Consider the following 24,809-nt stretch of genomic DNA (forward strand, 5'->3'; position numbering starts at 1 on the left):
ACAGAAAGCCCCTCTTCGGAGGGGCTTTTTTCTTACGCGGCGCGAGCGATGCGCTGGCTTTCCAAAGCCGCAACAATGTCTTCGACGCGGTAAGGTTTTGGGAGAAACACGGCGCCTGTGGGAAGGTCTTCCCGGCTGGGACGGACGCCTGCCGAAACGACGACGATCGGAAGGCCGGGGCGGGAACGGGCTGCCAAGCGTGCCAGCTGCAATCCGTCGTAGGCGCCCGGAAGTTCGATATCGGTGATGAGCCCGGCAATGTTATCGCCGAGCAGGCTTGCTGCGCCGCTGGCCGTGGTCACCGGCAACGGCTCGAGGCCGAAATCGACAAGGCTGTCGACCAGATCAAGAAGCAGGATGACTTCGTCTTCGACGACGAGAACACGACCGCTCTTACCCATTTGCACTACCCCCTGATTATCCACGACAAGGAAAGGTGGGCCGGGCCGCATTCGTTGCGCCCCAAACTTGCATGGCTGCCAGTATGGTTAGCAATTGGTTCAAATTGTGTGGATGGGCGCCGTTCAGAGCTGCGCGCGGTAGAGGGCGACGCGAATGCCGCCATGGAGAACCGGCGGCAGCATGGGCTCGAAGCGGAGGCCCGTGGCTTCGGCCAGTTGCCGGTCTGCAGTGATGATGCCAACGCGCCAGCCGCCAAAACGGTTCTTGAGCACTGTGCCCAAGGTGCGGTGAACGGCGATCAGCGGGCCCTTGGAGCCGATGCGACTGCCGTAAGGCGGGTTGAGGATGACGAGACCAGGCGGGCCTTCGGGCGGCGTCAGGTCTTGAAGCGACTTTTGTTCGAAGCGGGTCCAGGCGGTCACGCCGGAGCGCGCAGCGTTTTCGGCGGCCATGCGGATGGCGCCCGGGTCCCGGTCGGAACCGTAGAAGAGAATCGATGGCACCTGGGGCGTGGCAGAGGCGCGGAGTGCGGCCCAAGCTTGGGCGTCGTAGCTGGGAAGCAGTTCGAAGGCGAAGGGGCGCTCGCGGCCCGGCAGGAGACCCGCGGCGATTTCGGCAGCTTCGATGGGAAAAGTGCCCGAGCCGCACATCGGATCAAGAATTGGCTCGGTGCCGGTGAACCCGCATTGCGCCAAGAACATTGCGGCCATGGTTTCACGCATCGGCGCCTTGTTGACCGCTTCCTTGAAGCCGCGCTTGTGCAGCGAGGCGCCGGTTGTGTCGACGCTGATGGTAACGAGGTCGTCTTCGATGCGCACCATGATGCGAAGGTCTGCCGTTTCGCTGATGGGAGCGCCGAGCGTTTCGGCTATGGTGGTGGCGACACGCTGGGCGGCGGCTTTGTCGTGGTAGATGCGCGAGCGCTTGCAGCTGGCTTCGACATGGATGGGCATGTCCGGGCGGAGCCAATTGGCCCAGGGCAGCTTGCGCGCGGACTTGTCGAGCTTTGCGAGGTGGACGGAGCGGAAGCTCGCGAGCCGGGCGAGGACACGGGTGGCGCCGCGCAGGGTGAGGTTGGCGCGCCAGACATCGGGCCAGCTGCCCATGAAGGCAACGCCGCCATCGGTGACCTTTGCATCGGCAAAGCCGGCGGCGCGGGCCTCGTCGCAAAGCGGCGCTTCCAGGCCCGGCGTGGCGACAAGGTAGATTTCGAAGGGCTCTGCAGTCATGGGCGAGGCTTAGCCGCAGGGGCGCTGGCTGGCAATGGCAGGGCGGGGTTGGTTTTCCATCGGCAATAGCCGATATAAGCGGGCAGAACGATCAACAATGCGAGTCTTGTAATGTTCGACGCAGAATACGTGCCGCCAAAGGTTTGGAAGTGGGAACCCGGTAATGGCGGGGCCTTTGCCAGCATCAACCGGCCGACGGCCGGCGCGCAGCGCGAGGTGGAGTTGCCGCGCGGCGAGCACAAGCTGCAGCTTCATTCGCTGGCGACGCCAAACGGGCAGAAGGTCACCATCATGCTCGAGGAGCTGTTGGCTGCCGGGCATGACGCCGAATACGACGCCTACCTGATCAATATCGGCAAAGGCGACCAGTTCGGTTCGGGTTTCGTCGAGATCAATCCGAATTCCAAGATTCCCGCTATGATCGACTACGGACCGGCAAAGCCAATCCGTTTGTTCGAGAGCGGGTCGATTCTGGTTTATCTCGCCGATAAGTTCGACGCATTCCTCAGCAAGGATGTGGCGCAGCGGGCGGAGACGATGAACTGGCTGTTCTGGCAGATGGGCAGCGCGCCGTTTCTGGGCGGCGGCTTTGGGCACTTCTTTGCGTACGCGCCGACCAAGATCCAGTACGCAATCGACCGCTATGCGATGGAAGCCAAGCGCCAGCTCGACGTGCTCGACCGGCAGTTGGGGAACCATGAATATGTTTCGGGCAGCGAATATACCGTCGCCGACATGGCGATCTGGCCCTGGTATGGCGGGCTGGTGCTGGGTCGCGCCTATAATGCCGCCGAATTCCTCGACGTCGAGAGCTACAAGAATGTGGTGCGCTGGGCCAAGCAGTTGGATGCGCGCGAAGCGGTAAAGCGCGGCCGGATCATTCTTGCGGGGCAGGGGCCGGAAGACGAGATCGTCACCGAACGGCACTCGGCTGCTGACGTGGACAAGGTCATGGAAGTGCGCCGGGAGCGCGGCACGATCTAAAATACCTGAGCGGGTCAGCAAAAACTGGCCCGCTCATTCGTCGTAAGGGCAGAGCAGGAGGATGCGATGCGATTTATGGCACTTGTTTATTTCGAACCTGGAGCGATGGACCACCTTACGCCCGAAGATTTGCGGCTCTTGGATGACGCGACGATCCGGCACGATCGCAAGTTGCGGGACAGCGGGCACCTGATCTTTGCCTCGCCGCTCGCCGCGCTCGAGACGGCGCGTTCGTTGCGCAATGTCGATGGCGAGTTGATCACCATGGATGGCCCCTATAGCGAAGTCAAAGAAGTGGTCGGCGGCTTCCTGCTGCTGCAGGCGGAAAGCATCGGCGAGTTGACGCCTCTGTTTGAGGACGATCCGATCCTCCGATACGGCCGGATGGAGATCCGGCCGCTAGTGGTACACACGCATAGCGAAACCGGCGAGGGCAGGCCCGACTTCGCGCTTCGCTAGGCGCTAGTTGTTGATCGAGAAAATGCCCCAGTAGGTTTCTTCGCAGGCATCGTCGACGCAGAAGTTGCTCAGCCACATCGCGCCGTTGCCGATGCCCACGCCTTCGGAGGTAACGATCAGGTCGGCAACGTCCTGTTCCAGCAGTGCCTGAAGTGTTTCAGGGCTGACCAGGGTGTCGAAGTTGTCGAGCAGGTCCTGTTCTTCGAGAACATCATAGCTCTCGCCATTGGCGTTCACGAGCAGCGGGTAGTTGGCATATTGGGCGATCGTCGTCGGATCGCCGAACATGGCAGCGTCCTGAAGCGCCGAGAACAGCTCGAAAAAGCCGTCGGCATCGCCCTGAATGTCTTCGATCTGCTGATAGACTTCCTCTTCCTGCGCAAGAGCAGGCGCGGCGACAGCAAGCACGAAGGCGATAGAAAGGGCAGTGAGGCGAAGGGCCATGGGATGTTCCAGTGGACGCGCGATGGATGGTGCCGCCATGAGCCTCTGAAACAAGGAGGAAGGCAAGGGGGCAGGGCGATCAAATACACCCGGTGTTAAGCCTAACCGCGCATTATCGCCGTGCGGCCGAGGCTTTTCCCCCGGACGCGCGTGCTGCGTTCGAATTCGAGTGTGCGTTATGCGTCTGATTGTCGGTGTGATTGTCGTCTTCGCCTGCGTCTTTGGCGGCTATCTCGGCGTCGGCGGGCACATGGAAGTGCTGTGGCAGCCGTTTGAATTCCTGATCATCCTTGGCGCGGCTATAGGCGCCTTTATCATTGCCAATGGCGGACCGGTGCTCAAAGGCGTGCCGGCGATGTTCGGGACACTGTTCAAGGGCCCGAAATATAGCAAGACGGCCTATCTCGAACTGCTGGGCCTGCAATTTTCGATGTTCAAGCTGGTGCAGCAGAAGGGCATTCTGGGCATCGAACCGCATATCGAGGACCCGCATAACTCGTCCTTGTTCAACGCCTTTCCCACTTTCGCCAAGAACCACCACGCGGTGGAGTTTGTCTGCGACTACATGCGCATGGTGACCATGGGGTCCAACAATGTGCATGAGATGGAAGCATTGATGGACGAGGAGCTCGAAACCCACCATCAGGAGCAGGAGCGCATGGTTTCGGCCATGCAGGCGCTGGCTGACGGGACGCCGGCTTTGGGCATCGTCGCGGCCGTTCTGGGCGTGATCCATACGATGGGCGCGATTGCCGAGCCGCCGGAAGTTCTGGGCCACATGATCGGTGGCGCACTCGTGGGTACGTTCTTTGGCGTGTTCGTCGCCTATGGCTTCTTTTCGCCCTTCGCGCAGTCGCTGAAGAACACGTTTGAGGCGGAATCCAAGTATTTCCTGTCGCTCAAGGTGGGCCTTCTCGCCCATATCGGCGGGCAGCCGCCGGTGATGGCGATCGAGTTCGCGCGCAAGGCGCTGATGAGCGAAGTCCGCCCGACCTTTGTCGAGGTCGAGGCCGCCACTGCTGCCCTGCCGGCAACGGCATAAGGACGTCGGGCCATGGCGCAGTACGATCAGCCGATCATCATCAAGAAGGTCAAGAAGAAGGGGCACGCCCACCATGGCGGCGCCTGGAAGATCGCTTATGCGGACTTCGTGACCGCGATGATGGCGTTCTTCCTGCTGCTGTGGCTGATCAGCATGACGACGCCGGAGCAGAAGCAGGGTCTTGCCGACTACTTCGCGCCCGCCGCGCTCAGCGTCACCACCAGCGGCGCCGGCGGGGTCATGGGCGGCAATGCCATGGACAATTCGGGCAACCGGATGTCGGGCTCGTCGGCCGATGTGATCGAGGCCAAGCCAGCTTCGCCGCAGAGTTCGGACGAGGGAACCACCGAGACCCATATCGGCGGCCCGGCGCGCCAGCAGGGCAGCGAGCAGAAGGCTTCGAGCGACAGCGAGTTCAACCTGCAATCGCTCGACAGCGAGGCCTTCCACAGTGCTGCGGCCAGCATCAAGCAGGCCTGGCAGTCGCTGCCGGAACTGACGCCCTTCATGGACAACCTCCTCATCGAAGAGACCGAAGAGGGGCTCGATATCCAGATCGTCGACCAGCAAGGCCGGCCGATGTTTCCGGAAGGATCGAAATTCCCGCTGGAGCCGACCCGAGCGGCAATCGCGGCCATCGCGCCGGTCTTGCAGCAGCTTAACGCGCAGGTAACGGTCTCGGGCCATACCGCAGCAGGTGGGCGCTATGATAATCCCCGCTATGGGCCATGGGAGTTGTCGGCGGACCGGGCCAATGTCGTGCGTTCGATCCTGGGGGAGTTCGGGATGAGCGACGACCGGGTAAAATCGGTGATCGGACGGTCGACGGACGAACCCTTTTTCCCCAACGACCCCTATATGGCCGCCAATGAGCGGGTGCGGATCACCGTGTTGCACGCGCCGCCCCCGGTTCCGGTCGGGCTCAAGCCATAAACGTGTGGTTACGTCGAGTTAACCGTGGCAGCTGATGTGATGGCTGAACAACGGCGGCACCATCCCAGGTGAATGATTTGCGCTAGGGTTTAACCGTAAGGTGTTTCCAACGCGGCAGAAGCCGCCTTGGGAGTTCCTATGCGTCCGATTCGACTGATGTTTGCTGCCGTGCTCTTGGCTTCGGTCAGTACCAGTGTTCTAGCTGATGACTGGGTGGCAGACCGCTTGCGCGGCAACGTGACCATGTTGCAGGGCGGGGACTGGGTGGTGCTGGCGCGCGGCCAGATGGTGCCAGATGGTGGCCAGATCCGTACCGAGTCCAACGGAAGGGTAGACCTGGTGCGCGGCGCCGAGCGCATTTCCGTGGCGCCCAATACTGAAATAGCCATTCGCGACGCCGGCGGGCAGAAGATGACCAGCGTGATCCAGTCGCGCGGCACGGTGACCATCGAAGCCGAGCGACGGAATGTGCAGCATTTTTCGGTGCAGACGCCGGTGCTCGCCGCCGTGGTTAAAGGCACGCAGTTCACCGTTACTTACAGCAATGGGCAGGCGAGCGTCAGTGTGGATCGTGGCGTGGTCCAGGTGCAGGACGCTGGCCATGAAATGGTGGTGGACGTGACGCCTGGCCAAACGGCCGAAGCACGCCAGAGCCAGCCGCTCAACGTGTCCGGTCCCGGTTCCGAGAATTCCGTTTTCCTGATCCAGGGCGAAGTGGTGCCGGCGGCCGCACGCGAGGCTGTGATCAGTGGAGCCATTGCCGCGAGCGAAGCGGTCGCTGCGGTGCAAAGCGGCACCCTGGAGCAGTCACGCTCAGGCAGTGGGGAAAACCGCAATACTGGCGTAAACGGTGAGTCAGCGGTCAGTAACCCTTCGAATGGAAGAGGCAATTCCGGGAACGGCAACGGAAATGCCGGAAGTGGCCAGTCCAACAATGGTAACGCCAACGGCCACGGAAACGGGAATTCCGACAACCGGAATTCCGGCAACGGCAATTCCGGTAACGGGAATGGCAACTCTGGCCACGGCAATGGCGGAGGGAACTCCGGCAATGGCAACGGCAATGGCGGGAATTCCGGGAACGGCAATTCCGGCCATGGAAACGGGAATGGCAACTCTGGTCAGGGCAATGGCAACGGCGGAGGGAACTCCGGCAATGGCCAAGGCAACGGCGGCAACAACGGTAACGGAAATGGTCAGGGTAATGGCGGCAACAGCAGCGTCAGTGCCGAAGCTCCGGCCAGCGTAAGCTCCTCCGACAATGGTGGGAGCGGCAACAATGGCAATGGCAATGGCAATGGCAACGGCGGTGGGAACGGGAATGGAAACAATGGCAACGGAAACGGCAATGGGGGCGGCGACGGCAACAATGGCAATGGTGGAAACGGAAACAACGGAAACGGCAATGGACATGGGAACCACTGAGCCGTTCGCCCGAGCATCGTTTTCATTCTGATAGCGCTAAGCCCGGGCCTCCAATGGTCCGGGCTCCAGCATTGCGAGCAGTTGCTCGACGGGGACGGGACGGCTGAAGTGGTAGCCCTGGCCATAGGTGCAGCCGAGGCTCGCCAGCAGGGCTGCCGACGTTTCGTCTTCGATGCCTTCGGCCACGGTGTGCTTGCGCATGCGGCGGGCCAGTTCGATGATGGCAGCCAACAGAGCCTCGGCGTCGGGCGAAGTGCGGTCGCGCACAAAGCTCTGGTCGATTTTGACCGTGTCGAAGGGCAGGTCGCGAAAGTAGATCAGCGACGAATAACCGGTTCCGAAATCGTCGACGGAGAGCCGCACGCCGAGCCGCTGCAGGCTCCACATGATGGTGCTGACGAGGCGCGGATCGGTCACGCGGCTTGATTCTGTAATCTCCAGTTCGAGACGGTTCGGTGGCAGGCCGGACCGGCGCAGCGCTTCGGTGACAACGGCCACGAGGTCGGATTGCTGGAACTGGATCGGCGAGACGTTGACTGCGACCACCATGCTGTCGGGCCAACGGGAGGCTTGGAGGCACGCTTCTTCCAGGATCCAGCGGCCCAGATCGATGATGAGGCCAGTTTCTTCGGCAAGCGGGATGAACTCGGCGGGTGAAATAAGACCAAGCTCTGGATGATCCCAGCGCATCAGCGTTTCGGCGCCGACCAGCTTGCGGGTGCGAAGGTCGACCTGCGGCTGGTAGAGCAGGCGCAACTGACCGCCGGCGATGGCGCCGCGCAGATCGCGATCGAGGCGCCGATGGCGTTCCATGGCGGCGTGGTCGGCGGGGCTGAAGCCATGGACGTTGGTGCGATTGGCGCGAGCCTGAACGAGGGCGGTTTCGGCTTGGTTGATCAGCTCGGGCAGGGCGAAGGGGCCGGCGGCATAGCCGGCGATGATCTCGACATAAAGCCGATGCTCGTCGACGTGATAGATGCCGGAAAGCTCGCGGGTGATATAGACCGCTTTTTTGCTCAGGTGATCGGCGTCGCCATTGTCGTCGCCGGCCAGCGCGAAAGTGGACGGAGCGATGCGTGCAAGAGATGGAAATCCGGCATGCTCGAGACGATGCGCGAACTGCACGAGAAGTCTTTCCACCACGTCGTGGCCCAAAGTGGCGCGAAGCTCGTCGGTGCCTTGTGGCTGCAGCGCGATCACCATTTGCGGATGCGTGCTGCTGGGGCAGTCGAGAAGGCCTTGTCGGGAGTAGAGGCCGGTGGGGGCGTCGTGCGTGGCCAGAAAGCGTAGGCGCCGCAACGCTGCGCGGCGTCCGAGCAACTGGCTATATCCGTCATCGGCGAGGGCAAGGCCGAAGAGGAGCAACAGGCCGACATGCATGCTGGCCGAGTGAACGATCAGGTCGAGCTTGGCATAGGCGAAGAGGGCGAGGGCCTCGGTGAGCGGGGCCGAGACCAGAAGCGCAAGGCCGGTAAAGGCAATGCTGGAGCGGCGGGTGAGCAATAGGATCAACGCGCCGAAACAGGTGAGGAGCAAGCCGGGGAGGTGACCCCAGTTGCTCAGAATGCGGCCGGCCTTCAGAGTTTCTAACGCGGTCGCTTGGACGATCGGGCCGGAGAGGATACCGTGGAGCGGCGTGTTGAAGAAATCGCGCAGTTCGATGGCGCCGGCGCCGACGATCACCTGCTTGCCGGCAAGGAAGGCGGGATCGATGCGGCCGTAGAGGACGTCGGTATAGCTCAGTCGGGCGAGGCGGCTGAGGTCGATGCTGAAGTCGATCTCGACGACGGAGGGAACCGGAAAGTCCGGGCGGGCCAGTTCAAGGGCGAGAGAGGGCACTTCGCCGAGCGCATCCGCCGCCGACATGGGCAGGCTGTGGACGCGGGCGTTGGTGGGATCGAGCAGAACATTGACGAGGATGGGATTGGCTTGCTCCGCGAACTGGGGAAGCGGACGCGTGAAGCTGGTACCGCCAGCGCCATCGTCCTGGCCAAAAGCGGCAAGGTAGGCGTAGCCGCCGGCGCGTTCCAGAGCGGCTGTGAATTGGGCATCGGCCCAATCGTCACTGGCGCTCGAAAAATCAATGTCGAAGGCGACGTCCTCGACCCCCGCCTCCATCAGCCGGTCGAGGAGGGAGGCATGCATGGTGCGCGGCCAGGGCCAGACGCCGACTTCGGCGAGGCTCTTGCTGTCAATTTCGATGACGACGGTCGTGCCGCTCGGCTGGGTCGGAACGAGGCTCAGGCGCCAGTCGCCTAGGCGGCGATCCAGCGACGCCAACATGCCCGAAAGGCTGAGGCCAGTCAGGATGAGGAGCGCGGCAATAACGACACCCCAGCGTACGATCTGCCGCACTACGGGCCTCCAGTTCGGCGCGAACCTAGCTAAATCTGCCTGATATCTCGTTAAAGCGCTTGGGGGTCTTTAGGATTGCTTGGGTGCAAGGAGGCGGGCGAGGCCAAGGACAAGAAGGGCGATGATGGCAGGCAAAATCGCGAGGAGGAGCCCGGCTGCCCAGAGCGCACCAGTGCCGGCCCACATGATCGAAGACAAGGCTTCACTGAGGGTTGCGGCGCGGGAGGCGACCTGGCGGCGGCGGAACATCGAGCGCTTGGTCGGTACGCGGAACCAGAGCTGGATGGCCGTAGACGAGCCTGCCGCGGCAAGGCCGCAGACTGCGGTGATCAGGGCCATGCGCCAGGATGAAAAGGCGAGAAGCACGAGCAGCGGGGCCATGACCGCGGCGATGACGGCGAGGACGGCTTCGACCTTGGCGCGCAGGATGGTGCGCGGAGTTAGCGGCGCAGTGGTGACGAGGTCGTGGGCATCTTCGCCGGAGATGGCGAGCCACGCGATACCGCCGGCCAGTTGTCCCGCGGCCATTATTAGAACAGGCACGACCACGACATAGGTGCCTTCGCCAGCGCCATAGTTGATCCAGAGCAGCAGGGCGGGCGGGATCAGGTAGAAGAGCTGCATCAGCGTTTGCGACAGAAGCCAGGGATCACGCTGGAGGAGCTTCCATTCCTTGCGGCGGAGTGCTTGGCGTTGGGTGGTTGGCGCAAAGGCGCGGCGCGACGCACGGCGCTGGCTGCGGACGTGGCTGAGGCCGGCGGCGGATGTGGCGAGGGCGGCGTAGCTTGAGGCGGTCAGGGCAATGGTCATTGCGAGAATTGCAAACGCCAGGGCGGCGAGGAGGAGGGCGAGAGGAACATCGCCCATGGCGGCGCGGGCAGGCCACCAGAGGGCGCTGGCGTCCCCCGGTGCGGCGGCGATGATGTCGGCAGACTGGAAGAAGGCGAGGCGCGAAAAGCCTTCGTGAGAGAGGATGGCGGCGGCCTGGATGCCGATGACGAAACCTGCACCGACAAGACCGGCAAGAATTTGGGCGAAGAGGCGCGTGCGCTTGGGGCCGACCAGTTGAAACAGCAGTCGCGTCAGCGCCATGGCGATGGCGGTGGATAGTGCTGCCAGCGATGCGAGCACGAGGTAGGCCGACAGCCATTGCGGGCCGTCCTGGAGGATCAGCGTCAGTACAATCGGGCTGATTAGCAGGGCGCCTAGCGCACTAGTCGAGGCAAAGACTGCAAGAGCACGAACGGCAAAGACCCGGCGGCTCGAGGCCGGGGATGAGAGGATCAGGTCGAGATCGGAGCGGGCGTAATAAACACGGGTGACGGATTCGAGGGCTTGGGAGAGGGTCACCGTCCAGAACAGAAGGCCCATGCCGCTGACCATGACCAGCGTCGGCTTGTCGATGGTGATGCCGATCTCGGTCCAGGGCCGCAGGGTGAACCAGGCGATGACCTGCATCAGGGCGAAGACCAAGAGGCCGCCGATGATCCAGCCGGCGAGACGAACCCGGCGACCGCCGGTCATCATGGCGATGGTGTCGCGCCAGGCGAGGCGGATTTCGTGCTGGGCGAACCAGGCGAGGGAAGCCGGGGCGAAGGTCACGCGGCCTCGCTGCCTGGATCGTGGCCCTGGGCGACGAGATCGAGAAAGATTTCTTCGAGCGTGGTTTCGCGGCCGATGCGGGTACGCAGTTCGGCCAAGGTGCCTTCGGCGATGAGGCGGCCATCGGCGATGACGCCGATGCGCTCGGCCATACGTTCGGCGACTTCGAGAATGTGCGTGGTCATGATGACGGTGACGCCGGCTTCGGTTTTCTGGCGAAGCACGTCCTTGACCTGGCGGGCGGAGCCGGCGTCGAGGCCGGTCAGCGGCTCATCGAGGATGATGAGCTTGGGGTCATGGACGAGGGCGCCGGCCAGGGCGACCTTTTGCAGCATGCCTTTGGAGAAGCCGCCGCAGAGTTCGTTGGCGTGGGGGCGAAGGCCGAGCCAGTCGATGAGCTCGTTGGCGGAGGAACGGGCGCGACTGGCGTCGATCTCCCACAGGCCGGCGACGAAATCGAGGTATTCGAGTGGGGTCAGACGGTCATAGACCATGGGTTCGTCGGAGACCCAGGCCATGAGGCGCTTGGCGGCGACGGGATCGGCCAGAGCATCGGTGCCTAAGATCGAGATGGTTCCGGCGTCAGGGCGGAGCAGGCCCGCGACCATGCGCAGGATCGTGGTCTTGCCTGCGCCGTTGGGGCCGAGCAGCGCGTAGAACTCACCGGCTTTGATGGTGAGATCGACGCTGCGGACGACCGGGCGGTCGAAAGATTTGGTGAGGCCAGAAAGGGATAGGGCGGCTTGCATGGCGGCTCCGTAGATGGAGCCAATATAGAGCGGAGGATTTGAGGCGGGTTTAACGGGATTAGCTCAAATGCGCGGCATCGCGCACCCCCACCTCAGCTTCGCTACGGCTCCGCCTAGCTGCGCTATCCTCCCCCATCGAAGGGGGAGGAAGCGAAGGAACCGCGAACAGCGGTCAGGCGACGGTCAGCTTTACGTCGACATTGCCGCGGGTGGCGTTGGAGTAGGGGCAGACTTCGTGGGCCTTGTGGACGAGGTCCTCGGCCTGCGCCTTGTCGAAGCCGGGCAGGGTGACCTTGAGTTCGACGGCGATGTTGAAGCCCTTGGCGTCTTCATTGGCGTTTTCACCAAATGAAACGGAAGCGTCGATAGTCGTTTCGTCGGGAACCTTGACCTTTTCACCGCGGGCAACGGCCTTGAGGGCGCCCAGGAAGCAGGCGGAATAGCCGGCTGCGAAAAGCTGCTCGGGATTGGTGCCCGGGCCATCATTGCCGCCCATGGCCTTGGGAGTGTCGAGAGTTACTTCCAGGCGACCGTCATCGGTCTTGCTGGTGCCGGTGCGGCCACCGGTGGTGTGAGCGTGGGCGGTATAGACGGCTGACTTGATGCTCATGAGGAAGCTCCTGGTTGATGGCTATCTCTATAATGCACAATTCAATTGCGCGCAAGAGAAATTTGTGCAATTGTTTTCTTCGAAGTTTGGAGTTGACCATGGCCGCGCCCAAAATGACGACGATCGACCAGATGCTGTGCTTTGCCGTGTATTCGACCGGGCATGCCTTTACGCGGTTCTATAAGCCGAGGCTCGAAGCGTTGGACCTGACCTATCCGCAGTACCTGGTGTTCCTGGTTTTATGGGAACGCGACGATGTCACGGTCAAAGCGCTGGGGGACAAGTTGTTCCTCGATAGCGGCACGATTACGCCGCTGGTGAAGCGGCTCGAGGCTCGGGGCCTCGTGACCCGGCGCCGGGATGAAGCCGACGAGCGGCAGGTGCGGGTGCAATTGACGGCCGAGGGCAGAGCGCTGCAGGCAAAGGCGGAAGCCATTCCGCTTGCGGTGATCGAAGGGACGGGCATGGGGCTCGACGCGGCTGATGCCATGCGGCGGGAGCTTTTCGCCTTGCGGGATCGTCTCGATGCGGTGCTCGGCGAATAGGGCCAGTGGAACTCGCATCCAAGTCTCGTCGTTGTTTTGTCACATTTGATGGAGGCTTGGATGGCTTTAAACGAACGTGAAACTGTTATCGTCGACCGCGGTGGCTCGAGCGCCAGCGTCATTGTCGGCATCATCGTGGTGATCGCGCTTCTGGCGATCGGTTATCTGGTGTTCTTCAACAACAATGGCGCCGGAACCGGCGGCACTGTCGATGTCGACGTGCCAGCAGTCAGTGTGGATGTGGTGCCCGACGGGCAGTAATTTCCACTCAGTTATGCGAAATGCGGGCGCCCCAAAAAGGGCGCCCGTTTCGTTTTCTAGAGCGTGATGCGGTAGATGCCGAAGCCTTCGGCATTGGTCTCGCCGGTCGTTTCGATGGAAACGGCCGTGACGTCATCCACCTTGTCGGCAGCCTTCGGGCCGGTGGCGAAGAGCACGGTGGTGTCGCCGATCGGCGCGAGCGACCAGTTGCTGTCGGCCTTGGGATTGATGGTGCCGTTTTCGATAATGAAGCGGACGATGATGTCGCGGTTGGTATCGGGTCCGATAAAGACGATCTTGTCCGTTCCGATGCCTGGGAATGAGCCACCGCCACCAGCGCGATAGTTGTTGGTGGCGACGATGAATTCGGCAGCCGGATCGATGGGCTGGCCATCATACATCAGGTCGACGATGCGGTTTGCATCGGGGTTGATCTCGCCGCTGCCGTCGGGGGCATATTTGGACGGCTGGGTGAGGTCGATCTTGTAGGTGATCCCGTCGATGACGTCGAAATTGTAGGATGGGAATTCGGGGTTGATGAGTTCGACGTCGGTGGCGCCAGGCTCGATCTGGTTGAAGATGCCTGCGGAGCGCTCGAGCCAGTTCTTGACGTCGGCGCCGGTGATCTTCACCGCCTGAATGGTGTTTGGGTAAAGGTAGAGATCGGCGACGTTCTTGATGGCGACGGGGCCGACCGGAACGTCGGTATAATATTCCGGACCGCCGCGACCACCGGCCTTGAAGGGCGCGGCAGCCGAGAGGATCGGCAGGCCTTCCCATTCGGTGCCCTTCATCATCTGCTCGATGTACCAAGATTGCGCCTGGGAGACGATCTGAACGGACGGATCATCGGCGACGAGGGCGAAGTAGGAATAAAGCGGGGCCGAGGTTTCGCCGACGGGGCGGCGGATATAATCGAGGGTTTCCGCGTGTTCTTCGGCGACGGCCTGTTCCACTGCGGGGACCGACTCGACCGTGGGCACGTTCTTGTTGTCGACGCGCTCGACGATGGGACGGGCTTCGGACGTGTGGGAGACGACCGACCAGTTGCCGTCGGGATCGACTTCGAGCAGCAGGTCCACAAGGCCCATATGCGAGCCCCAGAAGCCGGGCATGACCGCCGGTTTGCCGTGGAGCGTGCCGGCCTCGATGTCGGCGCCCTCGATGCCTTCATAGTCGGGGCCGGGGAAAACCAGGTGATGGTGGCCGGTGAGGACGACGTCGATGCCGTCGACGGCGGCGAGCTGCAGCGATGCGTTTTCGGCGCCCGGAACGTGCTCGCCCGCTTCGATGCCGGAATGCGAAAGCGCCACGACGATCTGCGCGCCTTCTTCACGCATCCTGGGCACCCAGGCTTCCGCAGCTTCGACGATGTCGCGGACCACGACCTTGCCTTCGAGGTGGGTGGCGTCCCAGGTCAGGATCTGGGGCGGAAGGAAGCCGATGACGCCGATGCTGATGGTGTGGACGGCACCCGAGCCGTCGGTCAGTTCTTTTTCGAAGATGCGATAGGGTTCGAGATAGGTGTCGTCGTCGACCGCGTTGGCGGCGAGTTCGGTGCCGCGCACGAGGTTGGCCGAGACGAGGGGGTATTGTGCGCCTTCAAGAGCGCGATCGAGGAATTCTAGGCCGTAGTTGAACTCGTGATTGCCGAGAGTTGCGCCGTCATAGCCCAGCGTGTTGAGCGCGGCGACGGCGGGGTGGATGTCGCCTTGGTTGAGGCCTTTTTCATAGGCCATATAGTCGCCCATAGGATTGCCCTGGATCAGGTCGCCATTGTCGAAGAGGACGGCGTTGCCGGCTTCGGCGCGGATCTGTTCGATGATCGCCGCGGTGCGGGCGAGCCCCATCGTGTCGTTGGGGGCGTCGACGTAGTAATCGTAGGGCAGGATAGCGACGTGAATGTCGGTGGTTTCGATGATGCGCAGATGCGCCTGATTGGCTTGCGCCAGGACGGCAAAGGGGTGCATGGCGGCCATGGCGCCTATGCTAGCAGAACCAGCAAGAAAGCTGCGCCGGGAAATCGATGGGAAGAAGTTCATGATCGTCTCCATGTAAAATGCCGAGGGGCGAGTGCAGTCGGGTCATGCTCAATGGAGGTGACGCTTGCATGACGACATGGCGGAAAACGGGCGTGCCGAAACCCTGGCAGGCGAAGCCTTCCAGTCAGCAGTGCTAAGCGGTTTCTCGGACTAGCGGACCAGTGCCGGATCGACCAAAGCGCCTTTGTGGCCGATGACGATGCCGGCGGTGCGGTGGGCGGCGGTGGCGGCGTCGTGGAGAGATTTACCTTGGAGGCGGGCGGCGAGGTAGGCGCCGTTGAAGCTGTCGCCGGCGCCGGTTGGGTCAACGACATGGGCGCCGGGGGGCGGGGCGAGGCGGACGCGTTCAGTGGCGGTGGCGATCAGGGCCTCGTCCTTGCCGTCCTTGACCACGACTTCCTCGACGCCAAGCTCGAGGTAGCGGTCGGCGGTGTCGTCGACGCTCTTGTCGCCGAAGAGCGGCGCTTCGTCGGAATGGGTCGGGAGGACGATGTCGCAGAGGCTGGCGGCGGCGGTGAGCACGCCCATCATCACGCCCGGCGACGACCAGAGCGCCGGACGCAGATTGGTGTCGAAGGCGATCTTTGCGCCATTGTCGCGTGCCTTGACGATGGCGCCGAGGAGGCGGCCGCGGGCGCGCGGGGCGAGGATGGCGAGCGTGATGCCGGAGAAATAAACGAGTTCGGCGCCTTCGACGGCCTTGGCAAGGGCGGGCTTGTCGTCGGCAATAAGCTTGGCGGCCGAGGTGTCGCGCCAATAGGTGAAGTGCCGGTCGCCGGCTTCCTGGTGGATCATGTAAAGGCCAGGGCGGCGGTTGGGGATGGTCTGGATGTGGCTGGTGCCGATTTGGTTGTCGTCGAGGAAACGGCGGATGTCGCCGGAATAGCGATCGATGCCGAGGGCGGTGACATAGTCGACGGACCAGTCCTGGCCTAAAAGGGCGCGCAGATACCAGGCGGTATTGAGAGTGTCGCCGGCATAACCGAGACGGTAGGCGCGATCCTCGCCGCCACTCATTTCAATCATGCATTCGCCGATGCTGACGATCCGCCTGGCCATGTCGATGTCCTCCCCGAATGGCTTCCCATAGCCGCTCAATATGCCGGGCGAAAGCACCATTGCAACTTCCATACAAGAGGGGGTTTGACTATGGTGCCGCCAAATTGCCGGAGCACGTCATGACTCGCCTCAATTCGCAAACCCTTTCGACCCTTGCAGCGGGCATCAAGGTGCCCGATTACGATCGGAGCGCGGTGACGCCGGGGATCGTGCATCTGGGGATCGGCGCGTTTCATCGGGCGCATATGGCGGTCTATGTGGATGACCTGCTGGGCGAGGATCCGAGCTGGGGCATTGTCGGCGCGAGCCTCAGGCGTCCCGACACCAAGGACGCGCTAGAGCCGCAGGACGGGCTTTATACCATCGCCGTGCGCGATGCGGCGGGCACGCATCCGCGGGTGATCGGCTCGATCCTCAGGGTCATGGATGCGAATACCGAACGCGAGGACCTGCTGGCGCTGATTGCTGACCCGGCCATTCGCATCGTGTCGCTGACGGTGACGGAAAAGGGCTATTGCTATGCCCCGGCGACCGGCGAGCTCGACGAGAAGCACCCAGATATCGTTTACGACCTGGCGCACCCAAGCGAGCCCCGGTCTGCTCCCGGCATGCTGGTCGAGGCGCTGGCGCGGCGAAAGGCTGCGGACGTCGTGCCCTTCACGGTGATGAGCTGCGACAATCTTCCAAGCAATGGCGAGACGGCAAAGCGCATCGTCACGCGATTTGCCGCGCTGCGCGACAAGGCACTCGGGGAGTGGGTCAAGGATGTGGCGTTCCCGTCGACGATGGTGGACCGGATCGTGCCATCAACGACCGATGCGGATCGGGATGAGGTTGCGCAGCTAATCGGGGCGGAAGATGCCTGGCCGATCATGACCGAGCCATTCACGCAGTGGGTGATCGAGGATCGTTTTCCCAGCGGTCGTCCGGCTTTCGAAAAGGTCGGCGCACAGGTGGTCGAGGACGTCGAGCCGTTCGAGCATATGAAGCTGCGCATGCTCAATGGTTCGCATTCGACCATGGCCTATTCGGGCTATCTCGGGGGCTACCAGTATATCAACGAGGTCATGGGCGATCCGGCTTATGCCCAGATGGTGCATGGGCTGATGACCGAGGAGGCGATGCCGACGCTCGACATGGAAGGGACCGATCTGGGTGCTTATCGGGATCAGCTCCTGGAGCGGTTCCGCAATCCGGCTCTCAAGCACCGGACCTGGCAGATCGCCATGGATGGATCGCAGAAGCTGCCGCAGCGGCTGCTGGGCACGATACGCGATCGGCTCGCGGCCGGGGACAGCATCGACCGGCTGGCGCTCGGCGTGGCGGCCTGGATGCGCTATGTGACGGGCGTCGACGAAAAGGGCGGCGAGATCGACGTGCGCGATCCGCATGCGCTCAAGATGCATGCCATTGCAGCCGATGCGGGGGATGATCCCGAGGCGCTTTTCAATGGCTTGGTGGGCCTGAGCGAAGTGTTCGGGACCGATCTAGCGGGCAATGCCGCGTTTGGGGAGGCCGTTCTGCGGCAGCTCGAAAGCCTCTTCGACGAGGGCGCCCGGGCAACGGTGGCGAAGCTCGCCCGATAGGTGGAACCGGGACCGGCGCTGCGCGCTTAACTGACGTCTTCGTGACTTCGGAAAGGCGTCAACATGAAGTGGCAAGGTCGGGAGCGCAGCTCCAATGTCGAGGATCGGCGTGGAGCGCGTCGCGGTGGTTTGGGCGGTGGCCTCGGGGGCCTGGGTGGCCTGGGCCGGGGTGGCGGCATCCGTCTCCCGACGGGCGGTGGCGGTCGCCGGGGCGGCATATCGAGCATCATCGGCATCGTCATCGTGCTGGGCATCATCTGGTTTGCCACCGGCACCAATCCAATCGATGTGCTGACCGGCGGTTCGTCGTCTTCGGCGCCAACGTCGTCCAATGCCTCTTCGCGCCAATTGCCGGCACAGGGCGAAGATGAGCTCGCCGATTTTGTCGGCGTGGTCGTCAAGGAAACCGAGGACCTCTGGAGCGAGCAGTTCGCGGCCTCGGGGGAGGACTATCCGGAGCCGCGCGTGGTGCTGTTCACCGATGCGGTCAATACCGGCTGCGGCGCGGCGGATTCATCGACGGGTCCGTTCTACTGCCCCGAGGACCAGCAGGTTTATATCGACCTCTCCTTCTACGATCAGCTGCATCAGCAGTTCGGCGCGCCGGGCGATTTTGCGCAGGCCTATGTGCTGGCGCATGAAGTGGGCCACCACGTCCAGAACCTCACCGGTGTGTTGCCCGAGTTCAACCAGGCGCGGCAGAGCATGAGCCAGGAAGAGGCCAATGCCTATTCGGTGCGGGTAGAGCTGCAGGCGGATTGCTATGCAGGCGTCTGGGCAAATTATGCGGGCCAGCAGAACCTTCTCGACAATGGCGATATCGAAGAAGCGCTGAACGCGGCCAACCAGATCGGGGACGACACGCTGCAGGAGCGTATGCAGGGCTATGCCGTGCCCAAGACCTTCAATCACGGCACTTCGGCGCAGCGCAAATCCTGGTTCGAGCGCGGCTATCAATCGGGCGATCCCGGCGACTGCGATACGTTTTCGGGCAGCGTTTGACGAGACGCCGACCTTTGTGATGGACCCCGGCGGCTGAAAAGCCGTTGGGGTCTTTCTACGACAGGAGGCTTTCATGGCAGACAGCAAACCGACCGGACCGGGACAGCCGGACCAGATCGACCACAAGGAAGGCGAAACCAGCTCTTCGCTGCTGAAAAAGGACGCTGGCGACAAGAAGGATAAAAAGGACGACCAGCCCGGCGCTGCCGGCTTCGCGTCGGCCGGTGCGAACGAAGACACCTACGACTAAGCTAAAAAAGGGCTGCCCGTTCGGCAGCCCTTTGTGATTCTTGTAGTTTATTGGGCTGCGACCGGCGCGGGGTGCTCGGCTTTTTCGGGCATGCCCTTTTGCTTTCGCACTTCGTTGAGAAAGCGCGTGAACAGGTAGTGGCTGTCACGCGGGCCGGGGCTGGCTTCGGGATGGTATTGCACCGAAAAGATCGGCTTGCCTTCGACGGCGAGGCCAGCGTTTGAATTGTCGAACAACGAGATGTGGGTCTGGGTCACGCCGGGCGGCAGGCTGTCGCTATCGACGGCAAAGCCATGGTTCATTGAGGTGATCTCGACCTTGCCGGTGGTGAGGTCCTTGACCGGATGATTAGCGCCGTGATGGCCCTGATGCATTTTGGAGGTCGTACCGCCCAGGGCAAGGCCAAGCAGCTGGTGGCCGAGGCAGATGCCGAACATGGGCTTGCCGGTATCCATCAGCTTCTGGATCGTCGGGACGGCATATTTGCCGGTGGCGGCGGGATCGCCAGGACCGTTGGAAAGGAAGATGGCGTCCGGATTGTGCGACAAAACATCGGAGGCGGTGGCCGTCGCGGGGACGACCGTGACCTTGGCACCCTGATCGGCAAGGCAGCGCAGGATGTTGCGCTTGGCGCCGTAGTCGATGGCGACGACGTGGAAATCGGGCTTTTCGACGGTGCCGAAACCCTTGTCCCAGGCCCAGCCGGACTGGTCCCAGTGATAGGTCTGGGCGGTGGTGACTTCCTTGGCAAGATCGAGCCCTTCAAGGCCCGGGAAGGCATTGAGTTCGGCCTTGATCGAGCCCTCGTCGAACTGGCCGCTGGGCTCGTGTGCGACAACGCCATTGGGCATGCCGTTTTCGCGGATGCGGGCGGTCAGGGCGCGAGTGTCGATGCCGGCAATGCCGACGATGTTGCGCTTCTTGAGCCAGGCATCGAGCTTTTCGGCGGCGCGGTAATTGGATGGATTGGTGATGTCGGCCTTGAGCACGACGCCGCGGACGCCGGACAGCGCGGCCATGTTGACCGTCTCGATGTCTTCGTCATTGGTGCCGACATTCCCGATATGGGGGAAGGTGAAGGTGATGATCTGTCCGGCATAGGAAGGATCGGTCAGCACTTCCTGGTAGCCGGTCATGGCGGTGTTGAAGCAGACTTCGCCGGCGGCGTGGCCGACCGCGCCGATCCCAAAGCCCTCAAGGCGCGTGCCGTCTGCCAAAATCAGGATTGCAGTCGGTTTTGTTTCTTGCCAGCCGGTCACGTCTCTTCTCCAAGCTCGATTTACCATGGCCGCGCGCCAAGACCGGAAGCGCGAGGCTTCCCCAGGCAGGCGGAATGGTGTCGGTTGAGGCCTCCTCTTAGAAGGCGACGGGAGGCAGCGCAAGTGGCGCGGCCCCCGATTGATGCCTATATGGGGGCGACAAAATGCATAGCAAGGAGCCGAAAACATGCGTGAAGACATCAGCGAAGGGCTCAAGCAGGCGCTCAAGGCCCGCGACCAGCGGCGCACCGCGACGCTGCGCTCCATCAATGCCGCGATCAAGGATCGCGATATCGCCAATCGCGGGGACGGCAAGGGTCCGGCGACCAATGACGAGATTCTGGCCATGATCCAGAAGATGGTCAAGCAGCGCGAGGAAAGCTTTGCGATCTATGCGCAGGCAGGGCGTGCGGACCTGGCGACGGTCGAAAAGGAAGAGATTGATATCCTCAACGAGTTTCTGCCCAAGGGGCTGAGCGAGGACGAGGTTGCTGAAGCGATAAAGGCGGCGATTGCAACGTCGGGTGCCGAGGGGCCCAAGGACATGGGCAAGGTGATCGCGCAGCTCAAGGCGGACTATCCGGGACGGATCGATTTCGGGAAGGTCAGCGGGCAGGTTCGGGCGGCGTTGAGCGCTTGAGCGGGGCTTGTGGGAAACGAATGCGCCTTCGCGACCGCTGCTGTCATCCCGCGCAGGCGGGGATCCATCCTGAGATCTCGAGATGGGCCCCGGCCTCCGCCGGGGTGACAGCCGGTGGCTGGGGGCGGGTAGGCGGCTATGCCACCAGACGGAGCGAGGCCAGGGCGATCTGGTTGCGGCCGGCACTCTTGGCTTTGTAGAGGGCGGCGTCGGCGCGGCTGAGGACGGAAGAGAAGGTTTCGCTGGCGCTGCCGGTGGCTAGGCCGGCGCTGACGGTGGCGGTGGCGCCAAGATCGCTGACGGGAATGTGGAGGGCGGCATAAGCGGTGCGAATGCGCTCGGCGACGGCTTGAGCGGCATCGCGGGTGAGCCCAGGCAGGATGATGCAGAATTCTTCGCCGCCCAAGCGCGCCATGATGTCGGTGCTGCGGAGCTGGCTGCGCATGACGCCGGAAAACTGCTGCAGAACCAGGTCGCCGCGGGCGTGGCCGTATCGGTCGTTGATCTGTTTGAAATGGTCGAGATCGAACATCACGACGGCGAGGCCCGTGACGATCGTGTCATCATCGAACTGGGTGAAGAGGGCGCGGCGATTGAGAACGCCGGTCAGGGCGTCGGTGTTGGCCTCTGCATGGTGGCGGCGGGCGGCGCGGGAGTGGTGTAGCGTCAGGGTGATGGCGCCGATGCCGGTCAGGCCAACCAGAGACATGATGGAGTTGAAGTCCTCGGCCCAATTGTCGGCAGGGGCCTGCAGCACCCAATTCTGTTCGAGCACCAGCATCATGGCGCAGGCGAGAAAGGACAGCGCGGTGAAGCAATAAAGGGCGACATTGGCGAGCAAAGCGGCCCGCGCATCCTGCCGGCCGCGCCAATATTCACCAGCGCATAAAAGCATCAAAGCGGCGGCGCTCAGGTTCATCATGATCGTGCCCGTGCCCGTATAGCCCAGAAAAAAGGGCACCGCCGTCACGACAAGGGCGATGATGCCGGCAGCAATGGCCGGCACCAGATTGGCTTTGACGTCCCGAAACAGCCGCGAGGCGGAGTAGATGAGCGCAAAGCCGCTCAAGATGAGCGTATAAGGCAGGAGCGTATATTCGAGCGAATATCGGCCGTCGCGAAAGCCCATGATGCCGACGCCAACAACGATCAGCGCAACGCCGATGGCGCCATGCATAAGGTAGGTTTCGCGACGGGAATTGAGCCAGCCAACCAGAAGAGCGAGGGTCAGGGAAGCGCTTGAAAAGGATATGCCGATCAGAAGTGAGGTATTGTCGATCATCGTCACTCATCCGGCACGTCGTTTTCCCTCGCTTGTTCTAGCCGAAAAGTTCCACGCAAATATTTCACAGTGCCCACAATTTTAGACGTGGTGAGCGATGCGTTAACGCCGCGCTAGCTTACCGATATCTGACGGCGACGCCTGCAACAGCATTGTCTTGGCGGAAGACGGTTGCTCTGGGTGGAATTGCCAGTTCAATGACGCCGTCGCCGGTCCAACGAGGATCGAGGGCCGCCGTCGCATCGGTGGAGAAGAAAGCGGCAGCATCATAGGGCACTTCCTCGCCGGGTGGGACAAGCGCAGCCTGACTGTTGGGTGCCGTCGTCGTGCCGCACTCGCGGGAAAAGGTGACGAGATCGAATTGACCATCGGGCGCGGGCAGCCGCTCAATCTCTGTAATGGTGCAAGCCGGCACGAGGCTATTGGCCATCCACAGCGTCGCGCCGATCAGCACGGCTGGTCCAACGGTCAGGATCAGCAGCACCGGCATGGGCATGGCGAGCTTCGGCATGGCTGTGGAAAACTCTCTCTTGATGACTTGGGGCACAGGAGTGCCTAGATAACACACATGCGCTTTTCCGATACGTTTCTCGAGGAGATCCGTCAGCGCCTGCCGATTACGCAGGTGGTGGGCGAGCATGTGCTTTGGGACAAGCGCAAGTCGCAGCCGGGCAAAGGCGACATGTGGGCGTGCTGTCCGTTTCATGCCGAGAAAAGCCCGAGCTTTCACGCCGATGACCGGCGCGGCATCTATCATTGCTTTGGCTGCGGTGCCTCGGGCGATCACTTCCGGTTCTTGACCGAAAAGGCGGGCATGAGCTTTCCCGAGGCGGTCGAAAAGCTCGCCGGCATGGCGGGCGTGCCGATGCCGGTGCGTGACGAGCGCACCGAGCAGCGCGACGCCGCGCAGAAGACGCTGATCGATGTCATGGAACTGGCGACCCGCTATTTTGAAGCGGCGCTGGCGCACAATATCGGGGCGCGGGCGCGTGGATACCTCTTCGAGCGCGGAGTATCGCCACAGAGCCAGGCGCGTTTCCGGATCGGCTTCGCCCCGGACAGCCGCAATGGTCTCAAAGAACATCTGGCGGCAAATGGCGTGTCAGCGCAGGCGATGGTGGATACCGGGCTCGTTGCCAGCCGCGAGGGTGATGCGCTGACCTATGACCGGTTTCGCAACCGCGTCATGTTTCCGATCACCGATTTTCGCGGCCGGGTCATTGCTTTTGGGGGCCGGGCGCTGTCGGCCGATGTGCCGGCCAAATACCTGAACTCGCCGGAAACGCCGCTCTTTTCCAAGCGACAGACGCTCTACAATGGTTTTTCGGCACGGCAGGCAGTTCGCGATGGCGCAACAGTGGTGGTGGTCGAAGGCTATCTCGATGTGATCGCAGCGGTGTCGGCTGGCTTCGAGGGCACTGTGGCGCCGCTGGGGACGGCGCTGACGGAAGAGCATCTGCAGCTTTTGTGGCGCATGGCGGATGTGCCGGTGCTGTGTTTTGACGGGGACAAGGCGGGGTTAAAGGCAGCGGAACGGGCAGCGGAACTGATCCTGCCGCATCTGAAACCCGGCAAGACGGTCAAGATCGCGACGCTCCCTGAAGGGCAAGATCCGGATGACCTGATCAAGGCGCAGGGCAGGGGCGCGTTTGCCGAGGTGATCGACAAGGCGCGCAGCCTTTCGGACATGATCTGGAGCTTCGAGACAGGCGGGCTGGTGCCCGATGCTCCCGAGGAGCGTGCAGCGTTACAGGCGCGGTTGCGCGAGCGAGCCAACGGCATCCAGGATTCGACCGTTCGCTTCCATTATTCCCAAGCGTTCGATGAAAAGCTCAAAGCCTTTTTCGCGCCGATCCGCCAGGGCGGCCGGGACAATTGGCGCGGTGGCGGCAAGCCTGCCTATGGGCAGAGCGGCGCCTATGGTTATCCGGCGCGGGGAACGCCGCGGCTCGTGGTTTCGGACACTTTGCGCAATTCGCGGCTGTTGCGATCGGGAGCAGTGCTGGATGCAAGCCCGCGCGAGGCGACGATCATCCTGACGCTGGTCAACCATCCGTCCCTGGTCGAGGACAAGTTCGAGGTTTTGGCAGCGCTTGATTGCGAGACACCGGTTGCGCAGAAGGTCTTGAGCGACATTCTTGCCCTTGCCGTGCGGCACCACGACATCAGCGCGGCCGATCTGCGGTCGGCGCTGGGGGTGCGGGGGCATGGGCCGGCGCTGGACCGGATGGCCGATAGCCTGCAGCGGCAAGGCGTATGGCAGGTGGATGCCGAAACGGCTGCAGTGGACGCCGAGATCGGTTTAAGTCACGCCCTGGCCTTGCATACCAAGAAAGTTCAGCTAAATAGAGAGCTCAAAGCAGCCGAAGCCGCGCTGGGCGAAGACCCGAGCGAAGAAACCTTTGAAAGGCTGCGAGACATCAAGAACCAGATTACCACTGTCGATGGCACAGAGGCATTGATCGAAGGATTTGGTTCGCTATCGGGACGCGCAACTCGCAGTTTTTAGGGGAAACCCTCAAGGCCTGCGACGATGCGCGATTTTGCGTTGTGGCGAATCAGTGCCACGACGTATCGGAGCGAACAGGTCTCACACGGCGTTAACGCCTCGGTGACCAACCCTTTACCTTGTCTTGAGTTGTCACCACC

General features: G+C 62.5%; 24 protein-coding genes. 12 read left to right on the top strand and 12 right to left on the bottom strand.

Annotation, left to right across the window (positions count from 1 at the left end):
- Positions 1-32: 32 nt before the first annotated feature.
- Together JI748_RS02755 and JI748_RS02760 are read right to left on the bottom strand one after the other, a co-directional pair.
- The gene (locus JI748_RS02755) at positions 33-401 is read right to left on the bottom strand and encodes a DNA-binding transcriptional response regulator (RefSeq protein WP_201634850.1); all 369 of its coding nucleotides are present in this window, start codon (positions 399-401) and stop codon (positions 33-35) included.
- 123 nt (positions 402-524) lie between these two features.
- Entirely contained in the window at positions 525-1,631 is a 1,107-nt protein-coding gene (locus tag JI748_RS02760) for a THUMP domain-containing class I SAM-dependent RNA methyltransferase (RefSeq protein ID WP_201634852.1), read from the bottom strand.
- Positions 1,632-1,742: 111 nt separating this feature from the next.
- Between JI748_RS02760 and yghU the strand changes: the two genes are divergently transcribed.
- The gene (gene yghU, locus JI748_RS02765) at positions 1,743-2,615 is read left to right on the top strand and encodes a glutathione-dependent disulfide-bond oxidoreductase (RefSeq protein ID WP_201634854.1); all 873 of its coding nucleotides are present in this window, start codon (positions 1,743-1,745) and stop codon (positions 2,613-2,615) included.
- A gap of 66 nt (positions 2,616-2,681) precedes the next feature.
- Positions 2,682-3,074 carry a YciI family protein gene (locus JI748_RS02770; protein ID WP_201634856.1) on the top strand — a complete coding sequence of 131 codons (393 nt, stop codon included), beginning with the start codon at positions 2,682-2,684 and terminating at the stop codon, positions 3,072-3,074.
- A gap of 3 nt (positions 3,075-3,077) precedes the next feature.
- Here JI748_RS02770 and JI748_RS02775 read toward each other — a convergent pair whose 3' ends face one another.
- A complete protein-coding gene (locus JI748_RS02775; protein ID WP_201634858.1) occupies positions 3,078-3,518 on the bottom strand; it encodes a hypothetical protein in 441 nt (146 codons plus the stop codon).
- Between the two features lie 178 nt (positions 3,519-3,696).
- Between JI748_RS02775 and motA the strand changes: the two genes are divergently transcribed.
- The 3 genes from motA to JI748_RS02790 all read left to right on the top strand — a co-directional run bounded on the left by motA (position 3,697) and on the right by JI748_RS02790 (position 6,918).
- Positions 3,697-4,560, top strand: a complete 864-nt coding sequence (gene motA, locus JI748_RS02780; RefSeq protein WP_201634860.1) for a flagellar motor stator protein MotA — start codon at positions 3,697-3,699, stop codon at positions 4,558-4,560.
- Positions 4,561-4,572: 12 nt separating this feature from the next.
- Positions 4,573-5,493, top strand: a complete 921-nt coding sequence (locus JI748_RS02785; RefSeq protein WP_201634862.1) for a flagellar motor protein MotB — start codon at positions 4,573-4,575, stop codon at positions 5,491-5,493.
- A 138-nt stretch (positions 5,494-5,631) separates the two neighbouring features.
- Positions 5,632-6,918: a FecR family protein gene (locus JI748_RS02790; RefSeq protein WP_201634864.1), complete on the top strand. Its 1,287-nt coding sequence runs from the start codon at positions 5,632-5,634 to the stop codon at positions 6,916-6,918.
- A gap of 36 nt (positions 6,919-6,954) precedes the next feature.
- Here JI748_RS02790 and JI748_RS02795 read toward each other — a convergent pair whose 3' ends face one another.
- From JI748_RS02795 to JI748_RS02810, 4 genes are all read right to left on the bottom strand, one after another.
- Positions 6,955-9,273, bottom strand: coding sequence for an EAL domain-containing protein (locus JI748_RS02795; RefSeq protein WP_201634866.1), 2,319 nt, complete (start codon positions 9,271-9,273; stop codon positions 6,955-6,957).
- A gap of 69 nt (positions 9,274-9,342) precedes the next feature.
- On the bottom strand, positions 9,343-10,875 hold the full coding sequence (locus tag JI748_RS02800; RefSeq protein ID WP_201634868.1) for a permease: 1,533 nt from the start codon (positions 10,873-10,875) through the stop codon (positions 9,343-9,345).
- A complete protein-coding gene (locus JI748_RS02805; RefSeq protein WP_201634870.1) occupies positions 10,872-11,624 on the bottom strand; it encodes an ABC transporter ATP-binding protein in 753 nt (250 codons plus the stop codon). Before JI748_RS02805 ends, JI748_RS02800 begins: the two co-directional genes overlap by 4 nt.
- A 172-nt stretch (positions 11,625-11,796) precedes the next feature.
- The gene (locus JI748_RS02810; RefSeq protein ID WP_201634872.1) at positions 11,797-12,234 is read right to left on the bottom strand and encodes an organic hydroperoxide resistance protein; all 438 of its coding nucleotides are present in this window, start codon (positions 12,232-12,234) and stop codon (positions 11,797-11,799) included.
- Between the two features lie 98 nt (positions 12,235-12,332).
- Here JI748_RS02810 and JI748_RS02815 point away from each other — a divergent pair, with 98 nt between their 5' ends.
- Positions 12,333-12,779 (top strand): MarR family winged helix-turn-helix transcriptional regulator, encoded by a 447-nt coding sequence (locus tag JI748_RS02815; RefSeq protein WP_201634873.1) that lies wholly within the window; start codon positions 12,333-12,335, stop codon positions 12,777-12,779.
- A 60-nt stretch (positions 12,780-12,839) separates the two neighbouring features.
- Positions 12,840-13,040, top strand: coding sequence for a hypothetical protein (locus JI748_RS02820; protein ID WP_201634875.1), 201 nt, complete (start codon positions 12,840-12,842; stop codon positions 13,038-13,040).
- 56 nt (positions 13,041-13,096) lie between these two features.
- Here the strand turns inward: JI748_RS02820 and JI748_RS02825 are convergent, their stop codons facing one another.
- Positions 13,097-15,082 (bottom strand): bifunctional 2',3'-cyclic-nucleotide 2'-phosphodiesterase/3'-nucleotidase, encoded by a 1,986-nt coding sequence (locus JI748_RS02825; protein WP_233280595.1) that lies wholly within the window; start codon positions 15,080-15,082, stop codon positions 13,097-13,099.
- A 150-nt stretch (positions 15,083-15,232) separates the two neighbouring features.
- Positions 15,233-16,201: a sugar kinase gene (locus JI748_RS02830; RefSeq protein ID WP_233280596.1), complete on the bottom strand. Its 969-nt coding sequence runs from the start codon at positions 16,199-16,201 to the stop codon at positions 15,233-15,235.
- Positions 16,202-16,260: 59 nt separating this feature from the next.
- Here JI748_RS02830 and JI748_RS02835 point away from each other — a divergent pair, with 59 nt between their 5' ends.
- The 3 genes from JI748_RS02835 (at position 16,261) to JI748_RS02845 (ending at position 18,979) form a co-directional block, all read left to right on the top strand.
- Positions 16,261-17,727, top strand: a complete 1,467-nt coding sequence (locus JI748_RS02835; protein WP_201634879.1) for a mannitol dehydrogenase family protein — start codon at positions 16,261-16,263, stop codon at positions 17,725-17,727.
- A 63-nt stretch (positions 17,728-17,790) separates the two neighbouring features.
- Positions 17,791-18,729 carry a KPN_02809 family neutral zinc metallopeptidase gene (gene ypfJ / locus JI748_RS02840; protein ID WP_201634881.1) on the top strand — a complete coding sequence of 313 codons (939 nt, stop codon included), beginning with the start codon at positions 17,791-17,793 and terminating at the stop codon, positions 18,727-18,729.
- A gap of 73 nt (positions 18,730-18,802) precedes the next feature.
- Positions 18,803-18,979 carry a hypothetical protein gene (locus JI748_RS02845; protein WP_201634883.1) on the top strand — a complete coding sequence of 59 codons (177 nt, stop codon included), beginning with the start codon at positions 18,803-18,805 and terminating at the stop codon, positions 18,977-18,979.
- 47 nt (positions 18,980-19,026) lie between these two features.
- Here the strand turns inward: JI748_RS02845 and carA are convergent, their stop codons facing one another.
- Positions 19,027-20,265, bottom strand: coding sequence for a glutamine-hydrolyzing carbamoyl-phosphate synthase small subunit (gene carA / locus JI748_RS02850; protein WP_201634885.1), 1,239 nt, complete (start codon positions 20,263-20,265; stop codon positions 19,027-19,029).
- A 160-nt stretch (positions 20,266-20,425) separates the two neighbouring features.
- On the opposite strand from carA, the gene JI748_RS02855 reads away from it, so the two are divergent.
- The gene (locus JI748_RS02855) at positions 20,426-20,878 is read left to right on the top strand and encodes a GatB/YqeY domain-containing protein (RefSeq protein ID WP_201634887.1); all 453 of its coding nucleotides are present in this window, start codon (positions 20,426-20,428) and stop codon (positions 20,876-20,878) included.
- Positions 20,879-21,014: 136 nt separating this feature from the next.
- Here the strand turns inward: JI748_RS02855 and JI748_RS02860 are convergent, their stop codons facing one another.
- Positions 21,015-22,160: a GGDEF domain-containing protein gene (locus tag JI748_RS02860; RefSeq protein ID WP_201634889.1), complete on the bottom strand. Its 1,146-nt coding sequence runs from the start codon at positions 22,158-22,160 to the stop codon at positions 21,015-21,017.
- A gap of 118 nt (positions 22,161-22,278) precedes the next feature.
- Positions 22,279-22,671 carry a hypothetical protein gene (locus JI748_RS02865; RefSeq protein WP_201634891.1) on the bottom strand — a complete coding sequence of 131 codons (393 nt, stop codon included), beginning with the start codon at positions 22,669-22,671 and terminating at the stop codon, positions 22,279-22,281.
- Positions 22,672-22,728: 57 nt separating this feature from the next.
- Here JI748_RS02865 and dnaG point away from each other — a divergent pair, with 57 nt between their 5' ends.
- A complete protein-coding gene (gene dnaG / locus JI748_RS02870) occupies positions 22,729-24,669 on the top strand; it encodes a DNA primase (protein WP_201634893.1) in 1,941 nt (646 codons plus the stop codon).
- The last annotated feature ends 140 nt before the right edge of the window (positions 24,670-24,809 follow it).

The sequence above is a fragment of the Devosia rhizoryzae genome, from assembly GCF_016698665.1.
Taxonomy (GTDB): domain Bacteria; phylum Pseudomonadota; class Alphaproteobacteria; order Rhizobiales; family Devosiaceae; genus Devosia; species Devosia rhizoryzae.